Origin of the sequence: Paraburkholderia sp. RAU2J, from assembly GCF_003634845.1 — a bacterium.
Classification (GTDB): domain Bacteria; phylum Pseudomonadota; class Gammaproteobacteria; order Burkholderiales; family Burkholderiaceae; genus Paraburkholderia; species Paraburkholderia fynbosensis.
On the sequence record NZ_RBXG01000001.1, the window covers coordinates 303,098 to 315,264 of the forward strand.

General features: G+C 63.5%; 11 protein-coding genes. 3 read left to right on the forward strand and 8 right to left on the reverse strand.

Translation table 11 applies throughout. The annotated features are described in order from the left end of the window. Positions 1–68: 68 nt before the first annotated feature. From B0G69_RS01380 to B0G69_RS01395, 4 genes are all read right to left on the reverse strand, one after another. Positions 69–1,058, reverse strand: coding sequence for a beta-ketoacyl-ACP synthase III (locus B0G69_RS01380; protein ID WP_121315321.1), 990 nt, complete (start codon positions 1,056–1,058; stop codon positions 69–71). After that, positions 1,058–2,164: a phosphate acyltransferase PlsX gene (plsX, locus tag B0G69_RS01385; RefSeq protein ID WP_121315322.1), complete on the reverse strand. Its 1,107-nt coding sequence runs from the start codon at positions 2,162–2,164 to the stop codon at positions 1,058–1,060. The genes B0G69_RS01380 and plsX overlap by 1 nt, the downstream gene beginning before the upstream one ends. Positions 2,165–2,288: 124 nt before the next feature. Next, a complete protein-coding gene (rpmF, locus tag B0G69_RS01390) occupies positions 2,289–2,468 on the reverse strand; it encodes a 50S ribosomal protein L32 (RefSeq protein WP_006051932.1) in 180 nt (59 codons plus the stop codon). 101 nt (positions 2,469–2,569) lie between these two features. Further along, positions 2,570–3,214 carry a DUF177 domain-containing protein gene (locus B0G69_RS01395; RefSeq protein ID WP_121315323.1) on the reverse strand — a complete coding sequence of 215 codons (645 nt, stop codon included), beginning with the start codon at positions 3,212–3,214 and terminating at the stop codon, positions 2,570–2,572. Between the two features lie 256 nt (positions 3,215–3,470). On the opposite strand from B0G69_RS01395, the gene B0G69_RS01400 reads away from it, so the two are divergent. Next, on the forward strand, positions 3,471–4,088 hold the full coding sequence (locus B0G69_RS01400; protein ID WP_121315324.1) for a Maf-like protein: 618 nt from the start codon (positions 3,471–3,473) through the stop codon (positions 4,086–4,088). Beyond that, on the forward strand, positions 4,085–4,804 hold the full coding sequence (locus tag B0G69_RS01405) for an SAM-dependent methyltransferase (protein ID WP_121315325.1): 720 nt from the start codon (positions 4,085–4,087) through the stop codon (positions 4,802–4,804). The genes B0G69_RS01400 and B0G69_RS01405 overlap by 4 nt, the downstream gene beginning before the upstream one ends. Before the next feature lie 87 nt (positions 4,805–4,891). Here B0G69_RS01405 and B0G69_RS01410 read toward each other — a convergent pair whose 3' ends face one another. Genes B0G69_RS01410 through B0G69_RS01425 form a run of 4 tightly spaced genes read right to left on the reverse strand, consistent with a single transcriptional unit; the run spans position 4,892 to position 8,004 of the window. After that, a complete protein-coding gene (locus B0G69_RS01410) occupies positions 4,892–5,896 on the reverse strand; it encodes a S49 family peptidase (protein WP_121315326.1) in 1,005 nt (334 codons plus the stop codon). A 29-nt stretch (positions 5,897–5,925) separates the two neighbouring features. Next, complete coding sequence (locus B0G69_RS01415) at positions 5,926–6,330, reverse strand: Rieske 2Fe-2S domain-containing protein (RefSeq protein ID WP_121315327.1); 405 nt, start codon at positions 6,328–6,330, stop codon at positions 5,926–5,928. Then, positions 6,327–6,986: an HAD-IIIA family hydrolase gene (locus tag B0G69_RS01420; protein WP_121315328.1), complete on the reverse strand. Its 660-nt coding sequence runs from the start codon at positions 6,984–6,986 to the stop codon at positions 6,327–6,329. The genes B0G69_RS01415 and B0G69_RS01420 overlap by 4 nt, the downstream gene beginning before the upstream one ends. Next, entirely contained in the window at positions 6,979–8,004 is a 1,026-nt protein-coding gene (locus B0G69_RS01425) for an RluA family pseudouridine synthase (RefSeq protein WP_121319011.1), read from the reverse strand. The genes B0G69_RS01420 and B0G69_RS01425 overlap by 8 nt, the downstream gene beginning before the upstream one ends. Before the next feature lie 733 nt (positions 8,005–8,737). On the opposite strand from B0G69_RS01425, the gene B0G69_RS01430 reads away from it, so the two are divergent. Next, positions 8,738–12,013 carry an Rne/Rng family ribonuclease gene (locus tag B0G69_RS01430; RefSeq protein ID WP_121315329.1) on the forward strand — a complete coding sequence of 1,092 codons (3,276 nt, stop codon included), beginning with the start codon at positions 8,738–8,740 and terminating at the stop codon, positions 12,011–12,013. Positions 12,014–12,167: the final 154 nt, after the last annotated feature.

The following is a 12,167-nucleotide window of genomic DNA, read 5'->3' on the forward strand; positions in this document are numbered from 1 at the left end:
GGGTGGCGCGCGGCGTCGACCTCACGCCGGCACGCGGGCGCCGCACGCAGCGCTCGTCGCGGCCGCTATCAGAAGCGGATAACCGACGCGCCCCAGGTGAAACCGCCGCCGACGCCTTCGATCAGCACATTCTGGCCGCGCTTGATGCGGCCGTCGCGCACCGCGACGTCAAATGCGAGCGGAATGGACGCAGCCGATGTATTGCCGTGCTCGCCCACCGTGACGACCATGCGTTCCTGCGGCAAGCCGAGCTTGCGGCAAGTGCTTTGCATGATGCGGATATTGGCCTGATGCGGAATCAGCCAGTCGATCTGCTCGGCTGTCAGATTGGCTTTCTCGAGCGCCTCGACCGCGACTTTTTCGAGCACGTTGACGGCGAGCTTGAACACCGCCTGCCCGTCCATGTGCAGGAACGCGCTGCCGGCGACCACGCCACCGTTCACGTTACCCGGCGTGCAGAGAATGTTCGAATGGCTGCCGTCCGCGTGCAATGCGCTCGCGAGCACGCCCGGCTCTTCGGACGCCTGCAGGATCACGGCGCCAGCGCCATCGCCGAACAGCACGCAGGTGGTGCGGTCGTTGAAGTCGAGAATGCGCGAGAAGGTTTCCGCACCGATCACGAGCGCCGTGCGATGCTGGCCGCTGCGAATGAAGCTGTCCGCCGTCGCCACCGCGTACGCGAAGCCGGAACAGACGGCCTGCACGTCAAACGCGGCGCCGTGGTTCTTGATGCCGAGCTTGTTCTGCAACAGGCACGCCGTGCTCGGAAACACGAAGTCCGGCGTGGAGGTGGCGACGATGATCAGATCGATGGATTGCGGATCGATGTCGGCCGCTTCGATCGCGCGCTGCGACGCGATCAATGCGAGATCGCTGGTCGTGACATCAGGTTCGGCGAAGTGGCGCGCATGGATACCCGTGCGGGCGACGATCCATTCGTCGCTCGTCTCGACGCCCTGGCTGGCGAGACGTTCAGCCAGATCCTGATTGGTGACGCGGTTGGGCGGCAGATAGCTGCCGGTACCCAGCACGCGAGAATAGATTGTGGATTGAGCCATTATGCCTTCGAGGATTGCGCAGCGTAGGGCTCGGCAGGCTGGCCGGCGATCGGGCTTGCGTGACCCGCACCGCTTGCGTCGCGCGCCGCCTGTTCGAGAGAACCCGCGTTCTCTTCCATCGCTCGCGCAAGGCGCTCCAGCACGCCGTTTTTGACGGCATCATACCCGCGTTTGATAGCCCACTCAAACCCGTAGGCATCGGCGGAACCGTGGCTTTTGATCACCAGTCCGCGCAGGCCGAGCAACGCCGCGCCGTTGTATTGCCGATGATCGACGCGTTTCTTGAAACGCATCAATACCGGCATCGCGAGCACCGCCATCACTTTGGTGAGCCACGAACGTCCGAACTCTTCCTTGATGATGTTGGTCAGCATCTGCGCGAGACCTTCCGACGTCTTCAGCGCGACGTTGCCGACAAAACCGTCGCAGACGATGACGTCGACCGTGCCTTTGAAGATATCGTTGCCTTCGACGTTGCCGTGAAAATTAAGTGTACTCGCGCGCAGCATTTCGCCGGCACGTTTGATGGTGTCGTTGCCCTTGATGACTTCTTCGCCGATGTTGAGCAGCCCGATGGTGGGCCGCTCCTTACTTTCGAGCGCCGACACGAGCGCGTGCCCCATCTCGGCGAACTGCAGCAGATGCTGCGGCTCGCAGTCGACGTTGGCGCCCAGGTCGAGCATCATCGTGTAGCCATTGGGATTGGGCAGTGCGAACGCGATGGCCGGGCGTTCGATGCCCGCCAGCGTCTTCAGCACATAACGCGAGACCGCCATCAGCGCGCCGGTATTGCCGGCGGAAATGCAGGCTTGCGCCTCGCCTTCCTTGACGCGGTTCAGCGCCACGCGCATGGACGAATCTTTTTTCTTGCGCAGCGCCACCTCGACCGGATCGTCCATCGCGACGATCTCGGAAGCAGGCACGACGGTCAGCGCCGGAAGGTCCTGAGCCTTCAACTTTTTCAGCTGCGCACGAATCGCACTTTCAATGCCGACGAGCAGCAGCTGCGCGTCGGGATGCGAACGAACGAAGTTGACGGCAGCGGGAACGGTCACGGACGGGCCGTGGTCGCCTCCCATGCAATCTATCGTGAGCTTTACTGTCATGGAGTGCGACGAATTTCAGGCACAAAAAAGCGGCAGTTGAATGCCGCCTTTTTGCCGAACCAGGAAAATGTCAAGCGAGCCGATCGCCACGCGAAACGCCAAAGGGCGCAACGCAGTGAAACGATTAGTCGTTCTTCGTCTTGACGACTTTCTTGCCGCGATAGTAGCCGTTCGGGCTAACGTGGTGACGCAGATGCACTTCGCCCGTGCTCGGTTCCACGGCCAGCGGCGCTGCCGTCAGGAAATCGTGCGAACGGTGCATACCGCGCTTCGACGGCGACTTCTTATTTTGTTGAACTGCCATGACTAACTCCTAAAAATTTTCCGAATTCTAACACAGCCCGATCCGGTGTCCGCCATTGGCCGAATGGCCAATGCGCCCGCATCGCGCTCCCATGCAACTGTTCAGTGCTTCTTGTCGCCCGGCTCACCGCGCTTGAGACTTTCGAGCGCCGCGAACGGATTGGGCCGCTTGGGCTCATCGCCCTCGCCAGCTTCGTCCTGCGCGGCTTCTCCGCCCTCGCCTTCGGCACCGGCCGCACCAGAGACCAGGCTCTCGTGCACCTCGGGACAGACCTCGTGCTTTGGCACGAGCGGCAAGGAAAGCAGCAACTCTTCTTCGATCAAGTCGACGAGATCGAACTGGCGCGAGCCCACGATCACTTCGACTTCATCCTCGTCGAGCGGAAACTCTTCGGCTTCCGCCTCGGTGCTGACGATCCGGTAAGTCGCATCGACGTTGAACGCCTGCGGATACGGCGTCATGCATCGCTGACATTCGAGCCATGCGGCGCCGTGAACCGCCATCCTCAAATAAGGCTGCGGACCCTCGGTGCCGTCATCCTGCAATTCCGGTTGCGTCGCCCCTTCGGCTTGCCAGGTGAACGCGGTATCGCGGTCTGGCGCTTCTGCCGGGACTTCGTTTAACATGCGCGGCAGTTGCGAGACGCGCACGACACCCGCGGCCTGACGCCCACTTCGCGCAAATTCGAACAGATCGAGCTCATGCGGGTCGGGTAGACCTGCAGGGTTGCCAGGATGTTGAGTCATGTGCGCTCCTGCGTCGGCAAGGATTTCGCCGGGGTAAACCGGTTTGCGAGACAGCCCGTGAAGCCCGCGGCACCGTGTTCAACTGACTGCCCGCGTGGAGCTTTATCGAACACACCGGGACTCGCCTGACGCAAGCATACCGATGAAAAGCCCAAAATCATATCCGTTTTGTCTTTTCGAGTCAAACACTTAAGCCCGTACGTGCGCGAACTCCGCGCAACGCCGTACGCCCCGCCTCCCTAGCCGTTGGTTGACCATGCCAGATTCCCCCAATCGCCCGCCACGCCTGATTCTGGCGTCGAGTTCGCCGTATCGTCGCGAGTTGCTCGAACGCCTGCGCGTTCCGTTCGACGTCGTCGTGCCGGAGATCGATGAAACGCCGCTTGCTGGCGAAACGCCCGAAGTCACCGCGTTGCGGCTCGCCGGGGCCAAGGCCCGCGCGGTGGCCGGCGCACTCGGCGCCGCCGACGCCGCACTCGTGATCGGCTCCGACCAGGTCGCCACCTATGACGGCCTGCAGATCGGCAAACCCGGCTCGCACGACAAAGCGCTCGCGCAATTGCAGGCAATGCGTGGTCGCGAAGTGCTGTTTCATAGTGCGCTGTGCCTGTTCGACAGCCGCGCGGGCACCGCGCAAACCGTCGATGTGATTACCCGCGTGCAGTTTCGCGATCTGCCGGACGTCGCGCTCGAAGCCTATCTCCGGGCCGAAACGCCCTATGACGTTGCCGGCAGCGCCAAATCCGAAGGGCTCGGCATCGCACTGCTCGAAGCCATCCATTCCGACGACCCCACCGCCCTCGTCGGCCTGCCGTTGATCGCACTGACGCGTATGTTGCTGGCAGCGGGCTATCCACTTCTGGAGGCGCAATGAGCGGCACGCTCTATCTGATTCCAAACACGCTCGGCGAAGGCGACACCGACGCGCTCGACGCCGTCCTGCCCGCGCCGGTACGCGCCCGCGCGGCGGCCCTCCATTACTACATAGGCGAAAACGCGAAAACCACGCGCGCGTTCCTGAAGAAAGTCGGCACCGAAAAGCCGATCCAGGAAATCGAGATTCGCGAATTGAACGTCAATACACCGGCAGGCGAAATCGACAAACTGCTCGCGCCGGTTCTCGCCGGCACGGACGCGGGCCTCGTCTCCGAAGCGGGCTGTCCGGCCGTCGCGGACCCGGGTGCACTGCTGGTGCGCCGCGCGCATGAACGCGGCGTGAAAGTCGTGCCGTTTGTCGGACCGAGTTCGATCCTGCTGGCCCTGATGGCTTCCGGGCTCAACGGCCAGAGCTTCGCGTTCCACGGCTATCTACCGGTCGACGCCGCTGAGCGTGCCAAGCGCCTGCGCGACCTGGAACAGCAGTCGCGCAAGGGCAAGCAGACGCAGATTTTTATCGAGACGCCGTACCGGAACCGTCAGCTGCTCGACACCTTGCTGGCGACATGCGCACCGTCCACGCTCGTATGCGTGGCGGTCGATCTGACGCTCGACACGGAAACCATCGCCAGCCGCACTGTAGCCGACTGGAAGAGAAAACCGGCACTCGACTTGCACAAACGGCCGGCCATTTTCCTGATTCTGGCGGTTTGACGCTGCGCCAAACATGCGCCCCGTGCGCAAAAAAGCCCCGCGCGATCGGCTGTGATCGCGCGGGGCTTTTTATATTCGTATAGCTGATCAACGCAGGTTCAGTTTTTCCCCTAACGCCATTGCCTTGACGGCGCCGCTGCCGACCGCCGCACCGAATTTGCGCGCAACGCGGTCCGTAATGCTCTCTTTCACCGTGTAATCGACGATATCCGGCGCTTTGAAAAAATCGCGCGCCACATGGTCCGCGTCGCCGAAACCGTCCGCGAGGCCCAATTCGACGCTCTTTTGCCCCGTCCAGAATAGGCCTGAAAACATGTCCGGCGTTTCATGCAGACGCTTGCCGCGCCCCTGACGCACCGCGTCGATGAATTGCGCGTGGATCTGATCGAGCATGTCCTGCGCATGGGCGTCCATCTTCGGCGTTTCTGGTGAGAACGGATCGAAAAAGCCCTTGTTCTCGCCCGATGTATGCAGACGGCGTTGAATCCCCAGCTTGTCCATCAAGCCGGTGAAGCCGAAGCTGTCCATCAGCACGCCGATGGAACCAACGATGCTCGCCTTGTCCACGTAAATCTTGTCAGCCGCCGCAGCCGCATAATAGCCGCCCGACGCGCACATGTCGCCGACCACGGCATAGAGCGGAATCGACGGATATTTCGCACGCAGCCGGCGAATCTCGTTATAAATGATCCCTGCCTGCACCGGACTGCCGCCCGGGCTGTTACACCGCAGGATCACGCCTGCGGTGCCTGAGTCCTCGAACGCGCTCTGCAACGCCGCGTTAACATCTTCGGCGTTCGCATTGGTATCCGCGGAGATTTCACCGTCAAGTGTGATCATCGCCGTGTGACGACCTGTCACCGCCACTCTGTCGCCGGAAAAGCTGAACGCGCCCCAGACGAGCAGCAGCAGGACGACAAGAAAGAGAAACCGGAAAAAAATCTTCCAGCGGCGCGCGGCGCGCTGTTCTGTGATCGCCGCGAGCGCAATACGCTCGAGCGCCGCCCGCTCCCAGCCGGGCTCATCGGTGGGCAAGCGGGAGCGGCCAGTCGGGGACGGGTCCTGCGGCTCGGGAGTCAAATTGTCGGACATGCGGGGTCTGGAAAGATCGAAGGAGAAAATCAGGGCGTCGCGGGAGTCAGTTCGCCGTCGGGCAGCCAGAACACGGCGCGGCCTTGCGGCGTATCCCGCTCCTCCACCTGAAGTGGACGCAATCTGCCGCCGCGGCACGGGCCACCGACGCATTTGCCCGTATCGGGCGCGTAAATCGCGCCATGTGTCGCGCACATCAAGTATAAACCGGACGATTCGAAGAACTGCCCTTCGGCCCAGTCAAGCTCCATCGGCACGTGCGCGCAGCGGTTCAGGTAACCGTAGGGCCGCCCATTGTAGCGAACGAAAAACACCACGACGTCGCCTCCGCCGAGCCGCGCGGCGCATCTCACGCCCGCGCCGCCGTCGGCCAGTTCTTCCGCCGCGCAAACGCGGACCGCTTGCGCTGCCGCTTCGGCCATGTCGCTGTTCATGCGTTCTCTTGCAACCAGCCAGACAACGCGCTCACGCTCGGCGCGATGAATTTCGGCGACAGCGCGCTCAACGAGCCGGCCGGATGCGCACCATAGGTCACGGCGATACCCGCGACACCCGCGTTGATCGCCATTTGCAGATCATGCGTCGTATCGCCGACCATCACGGTGCGCACCGGATCCTGCCCCAGTTCGCGCGTCAATTCATGCAGCATGGCGGGATGCGGCTTCGAGAAGGTCTCGTCGGCGCAGCGGGTGCCGTCGAACAGGCTGATCAGGCGCGACTGGTCGAGCGCGCGATTCAGCCCGACACGGCTCTTGCCCGTCGCCACGGCCAGCAAGTAGCCCTGGTCGCGCAATTCCTGCAGCATTTCGCGCACGCCGGCGAACAGCTCGGTGGTCTGATCCTTCACCAGATAATGGAAGCGATAACGCTCGGCCAGACGCGGATATTCGAACGGATCGAGCGTCGGAGCGGCAATCTGCAGCGCTTCGCGCAAGCCGAGGCCGATCACGTAACTCGCGGCTTCGTCGGCGGGGACCGGCAGGCCGAGATCGCGGCAAGCCGCCTGGATGCTGCGCGTGATGTGCGCGGTCGAATCCATCAACGTGCCGTCCCAATCGAAGACGATCAGATCAAATTGCTCTCTAGCCATGCAGTGTCGTCTCCGGGTTTGACCCATTTCGTAATTCGTTGAGCTGTGCGATGAAGCCGCGGCACTCGGCCGGCAACGGCGCCTCGAACTGCAGCGGCGCGCCGGTGGCGGGATGCGCAAGTTTCAGCCGGTAAGCGTGCAGGAACATGCGCTTCAGACCGGGTTTGGCGTTGGCGCGCGCCAACGCCTTGTTCAGCGCGAAGTCGCCGTATTTGGCGTCGCCGACGATTGGCAGTTCCAGATGCTGCAAATGAACGCGGATCTGATGCGTGCGGCCGGTCTTGAGTTCCGCCTCGAGCAGCGCATACTCCGCCCAGCGGTCGATCAGATTGAAAACCGTGTGCGACGCGAGACCGTCCGCCTGCACGCGCACGCGGCGCTCGCCGTCCGCGGTCAGATACTTGTGCAGCGGCTCCTTGACCGCGCGGCGGCGCCCCCAGTCGCTTGCCCACTCGCCGTGGACGCAAGCATAGTAGCGCTTATCCATCTTGTTCTCGCGAATCTGCTCGTGCAGATTGACGAGCGCGCTGCGCTTTTTGGCGAGCATCAGGATGCCGGAGGTTTCGCGATCCAGCCGATGCACCAGTTCGAGGAATTTCGCCTGCGGCCGCGCTTCGCGCATCTGCTCGATCACGCCGAACGCGACGCCGCTGCCGCCGTGAACCGCGACGCCAGCCGGTTTGTCGATGACGAGCATGTGGTCGTCTTCGAAAATGACCTGGAAATTGGCATGTGGCACGGGCGCCTGCGCGACGGCTTCGTTCGGCTGCGCGACGCGAATAGGCGGCACGCGCACCAGGTCGCCGAGCTCAAGCCGGTACTGCGCATCTATCCGGCCCTTATTGACCCGCACTTCGCCGCTGCGCAGGATGCGATAAATATGGCTCTTGGGCACACCTTTACAGACGCGCAAGAGGAAGTTGTCGATGCGCTGTCCGGCCGCGCTGTCGTCGATCTCGATCATGGAGACCTGGTCGCTTGCGACCGATTTCTGGGATATTTTGCCTAACTCTTTCATTCTGAATATAATTTGCCCAGCAGTCTGCGGCGGCCGGCGCAGTGACCGGAATTCGGGCGGATTGCGCAGGTGCAAGCGATAAACCGTCATTTTACTTGCGCCGGGGTCTGGTTGCTCACCCTCAAATGAGATGCAACAAGTTGCACGCACGAAGTCAGTACCCGGCAGGGACGGTGCCCACAGGCGCGTTCGGTCAAGGTCGGCTTCGACGGTAACGGAATTTTGGTAAGAAAGAATTTAACTTTCAGCTTCGGTATCGGGCGGTTGGACGCCCAGTTGTACGAAGCTGCAGGTTGCGAAAATACGGCGTGCGCCCGAGGCGTCTTGTAGAAAGTACAAGACATGGCGACGTCAAAATGAGGCGAGACACCCCCAGCAGGAAAAGACGCGCCGCCTGCGCGAACTTCCCGCTGCGGCACGACCGCAGCCTCCGACCCTCCGGTCACGCGCCCAGTTGGCGCACCGGCGAGAGTGGACGAAAGGCTTATGAAGGTCTGCCGGCAGAACCCGCGGCGTGTCGGGTCGTTATTTGAAGCCGTGTTCGCATGTGCCCTACGGCACCGCGCCCATTTTTTAATGGGGCCGGGCCCTCTCAGGCAATTCTCCCGCCATTTTTCCCGCTCCAGCGTGCTTGTGAAAACACAATAAGGCGCGGCCATGCCGCTGCCCTCAAGGCTCTCGCGACTGACAACCGCGCAGCCAAGGGCAAGCTGAGCCGCTCTGGAGCCGTTCAATGAAACGAATGTTGTTTAACGCGACGCAGCAGGAAGAACTGCGCGTCGCCATCGTCGATGGGCAAAAACTCATCGATATCGACATCGAAACCGCCGGCCGCGAACAGCGCAAAGGCAATATTTACAAGGGCATCATTACCCGCATCGAGCCGTCGCTCGAAGCGTGCTTTGTCAACTACGGCGAAGACCGCCATGGCTTCCTGCCGTTCAAGGAAGTCGCCCGTCAGTACTTCCGCGACGGCGTCGACATGCGCTCCGCGCGCATTCAGGATGCACTGAAGGAAGGTCAGGAACTGATCGTCCAGGTCGAAAAGGAAGAGCGCGGCAATAAGGGCGCTGCTCTCACCACCTTCATTTCGCTCGCCGGCCGGTATCTGGTTCTGATGCCCAACAACCCGCGCGGCGGCGGCGTGTCGCGCCGGATCGAAGGCGACGACCGTCAGGAACTGCGCGAAACCATGGCGCAGCTGCAATTGCCGGAAGGCATGAGCATCATCGCGCGCACGGCCGGCATCGGCCGCAGCGCCGAAGAACTGCAGTGGGATCTGAACTACCTGATGCAGTTGTGGCGCGCGATCGAAGCCGCGTCGCAAAGCGGGTCGAGCGGCCAGCCGATGCTGATCTATCTCGAATCGAGCCTCGTGATCCGCGCGATCCGCGACTATTTCCAACCGGACATCGGCGAAATCCTGATCGACACCACCGAAATCCATGACCAGGCCCGCGCCTTCATGGACATCGTGATGCCGGACAACGTCAGCAAGGTGAAGCGCTACCACGACGACGTGCCGCTCTTCTCGCGCTTCCAGATCGAACACCAGATCGAAACGGCGTACTCGCGCACGGTGCCGCTGCCCTCGGGCGGCGCGATCGTGATCGACCACACCGAGGCGCTGGTCGCAATCGACGTGAACTCGGCGCGCGCCACCAAGGGCGCCGACATCGAGGAAACCGCCGCGCGCACCAACCTCGAAGCCGCCGACGAAGTCGCCCGCCAGTTGCGCCTGCGCGACCTGGGCGGTCTGATCGTCATCGACTTCATCGACATGGAATCGGCCAAGAGCCAGCGTGAAGTCGAGCAGCGCCTGAAAGACGCGCTCAAGCATGACCGCGCGCGCGTCCAGATGGGCAAGATCTCGCGCTTCGGCCTGATGGAGCTGTCGCGTCAGCGTCTGCGCCCGGCCCTGTCGGAAGGCAGCCACGTGACCTGCCCGCGCTGTAACGGCACGGGCCACATTCGCGATACCGAATCGTCCGCACTGCAAGTGCTGCGGATCATTCAGGAAGAAGCGATGAAGGAAAACACCGCGGCGATCCATTGCCAGGTGCCGGTCGAAGTGACCGCCTTCCTGTTGAACGAAAAGCGTGCCGAAATCAACAAGATCGAGTCGCGTTTCAAAGTCAATGTCGTCCTGATCCCGAACAAGCACCTCGACACGCCGCATTACAAGCTCGAGCGCCTGCGTCACGACGATGCGCGCCTCGATGATCCGCGCGCTTCGTGGAAGATGGCCGAAGAAGCGGCTCGCGAGCTGGAATCGGAAACCGGTTATAGCAAGCGCGCTGAGGAAGTGAAGCCGAAGCAGGAAGCGGCGGTCAAGGGCATCACGCCTGAAAAGCCGGCGCCGAGCGCGCCGGTGCGTCCGGCGGCAACCCCGGCTCCGGTCGCGGTCACTCCGGCGAGCGGCGGTTTCATCGGCTGGCTGAAGAATCTGTTCGGCATGCAGCCGGCCGCACCGGCGCCTGTCGCGCCGTCTACGACTGAGAAGCAGGCGCGTCCGCAACGCGGCGAACGCACGGAGCGCGGTGAGCGCACCGGCGAACGCGGCGGCGATCGCAACCGCAATCGCCGTGGCGGCGCGGGTGGCCGCGATGCGGCGGGTCGCGGCGAAAGCACGACCGCTGGCCGTCAGGCTCAAGGCCAGCAGCCGTCGCAGCGTCGCGAGGAACGCGAACCGCGTGAAGGCCGTGACGTGCGTGAACCACGCGAAGGTCGCGAGCCGCGCGAAGCGCGTGAACCGCGTGGCAATCGTGAAGCACGTGAGCCGCGTGAGGCCCGCGAAGGCCGCGAGCCGCGTGAAGCGCGCGAGGGCCGCGACAACCGTGATCGCGACAATCGCGGTGCGGATCGTGCGGAAGCTGTCGAAGGCGCACCGCGCGCCGAGCGTGGCGAACGTCCGGAACGCGGCGAGCGCCGTGAACGTGGCGAGCGTGCCGAGCGCGGCGAACGCCGCAAGCAGCAAACGGAAACCACGGATGCGCTGACCACCGCGCAACCCGACGCGCAAACGGCAGACGAACTGGCACGCAGCCAGGTTGCCCTGAGCGAAAACGGTGCGCCGGTCGATCAGGAAGCGGTGACCGGTGAAGGTGAAGAGCGTCGTCGTCGCCGTCGCGGCCGTCGCGGTGGCCGTCGTGAGCGTGAAGAGGACGTGAACGGCAACCTCGCAGCGGACGTCGCGGAAGCTGAAGGCGATAACGCCAACGTCAGCGACGACGCGCAGGTGCGCGCGGCTCGTCAGCCGGTCGAGCACAAGGCCGAGGTCAGCGAAGCAAAAGACGTGACGCCGGTCGAAGTGGTGGTCGCCGCTGTCGCGACCGAAACCGCTGTCGTGACAGAACTGCACGCGGCAGCCGAAACGCCGGCACTGGCCGTCGAGAAGGCTGCGAAGACGGAAACCGTCGTGCCGGTCGAGCAGGCGCCGGTCGCGCCGGCGGTGGCGGAGCCGGTCGTGGAAGCGCCGGTGGCACAAGCCGCCGTCGCACCGGTCGAAACGGCGCAAGCCGCACCGGCCGCCAGCGAAACGGTTTCGCTGGTCGAACCGGTGGCACGTGCCGAAGCTCCGGCTCAAGCGCAGGTCGAAACGCCGGCAGCAGCGCCAGTGGTTGAAACCCCGGCCACACCGGCTCCGGCCGACAGCCCGGCTCCGGCCGTGACAGTCGAGGCACCGGCGGTTGCGCCGGCGCCGCAGGACGAGATCGTCGAATTGCAGCCGGCGGTGGTGCCGGCGGAACAGCCGGCCGAGATCGAGCCGGCGCCCGTTGCCACATCGCAGGCACCGCGTAGCGGCGCCGTTTCGGCGGAAGCCCTGAAGCCGGTGCTGGAACAAGCCGGTCTCGTCTGGGTGAACACTGACGCCGACAAATTGCGTGCCGCGCAGGAAGCCGCTGCGCAGACCGTCAAGCCGGCTCGCCGGGTGCGTGAGCGCAAGCCGCTGCCGCCGCTCGACAGCGCGCCTATGCAACAGGTGGAAACGGGCAAGCATCCGCAGTAAGCCGCCCCGCTTCACTCAAAAAGCCCGCCCTCACCGGCGGGCTTTTTGTTTTCATGGGTATTGAACATGGGTACGAGCGCCGCGCCGCAAGCAGCTCGATCCGCGGCTCCCCGTATACCCCGACACGGCCCGGAGTCCGGATGCCGTTAGGCGC

Excerpts from the sequence above, each read along its gene's own strand:
- B0G69_RS01380 (WP_121315321.1), bottom strand. The coding sequence starts at position 1,058 with ATGGCTCAATCCACAATCTATTCTCGCGTGCTGGGTACCGGCAGCTAT.
- plsX (WP_121315322.1), bottom strand. The coding sequence starts at position 2,164 with ATGACAGTAAAGCTCACGATAGATTGCATGGGAGGCGACCACGGCCCG.
- rpmF (WP_006051932.1), bottom strand. The coding sequence starts at position 2,468 with ATGGCAGTTCAACAAAATAAGAAGTCGCCGTCGAAGCGCGGTATGCAC.
- B0G69_RS01395 (WP_121315323.1), bottom strand. The coding sequence starts at position 3,214 with ATGACTCAACATCCTGGCAACCCTGCAGGTCTACCCGACCCGCATGAG.
- B0G69_RS01400 (WP_121315324.1), top strand. The coding sequence starts at position 3,471 with ATGCCAGATTCCCCCAATCGCCCGCCACGCCTGATTCTGGCGTCGAGT.
- B0G69_RS01405 (WP_121315325.1), top strand. The coding sequence starts at position 4,085 with ATGAGCGGCACGCTCTATCTGATTCCAAACACGCTCGGCGAAGGCGAC.
- B0G69_RS01410 (WP_121315326.1), bottom strand. The coding sequence starts at position 5,896 with ATGTCCGACAATTTGACTCCCGAGCCGCAGGACCCGTCCCCGACTGGC.
- B0G69_RS01415 (WP_121315327.1), bottom strand. The coding sequence starts at position 6,330 with ATGAACAGCGACATGGCCGAAGCGGCAGCGCAAGCGGTCCGCGTTTGC.
- B0G69_RS01420 (WP_121315328.1), bottom strand. The coding sequence starts at position 6,986 with ATGGCTAGAGAGCAATTTGATCTGATCGTCTTCGATTGGGACGGCACG.
- B0G69_RS01425 (WP_121319011.1), bottom strand. The coding sequence starts at position 8,004 with ATGAAAGAGTTAGGCAAAATATCCCAGAAATCGGTCGCAAGCGACCAG.
- B0G69_RS01430 (WP_121315329.1), top strand. The coding sequence starts at position 8,738 with ATGAAACGAATGTTGTTTAACGCGACGCAGCAGGAAGAACTGCGCGTC.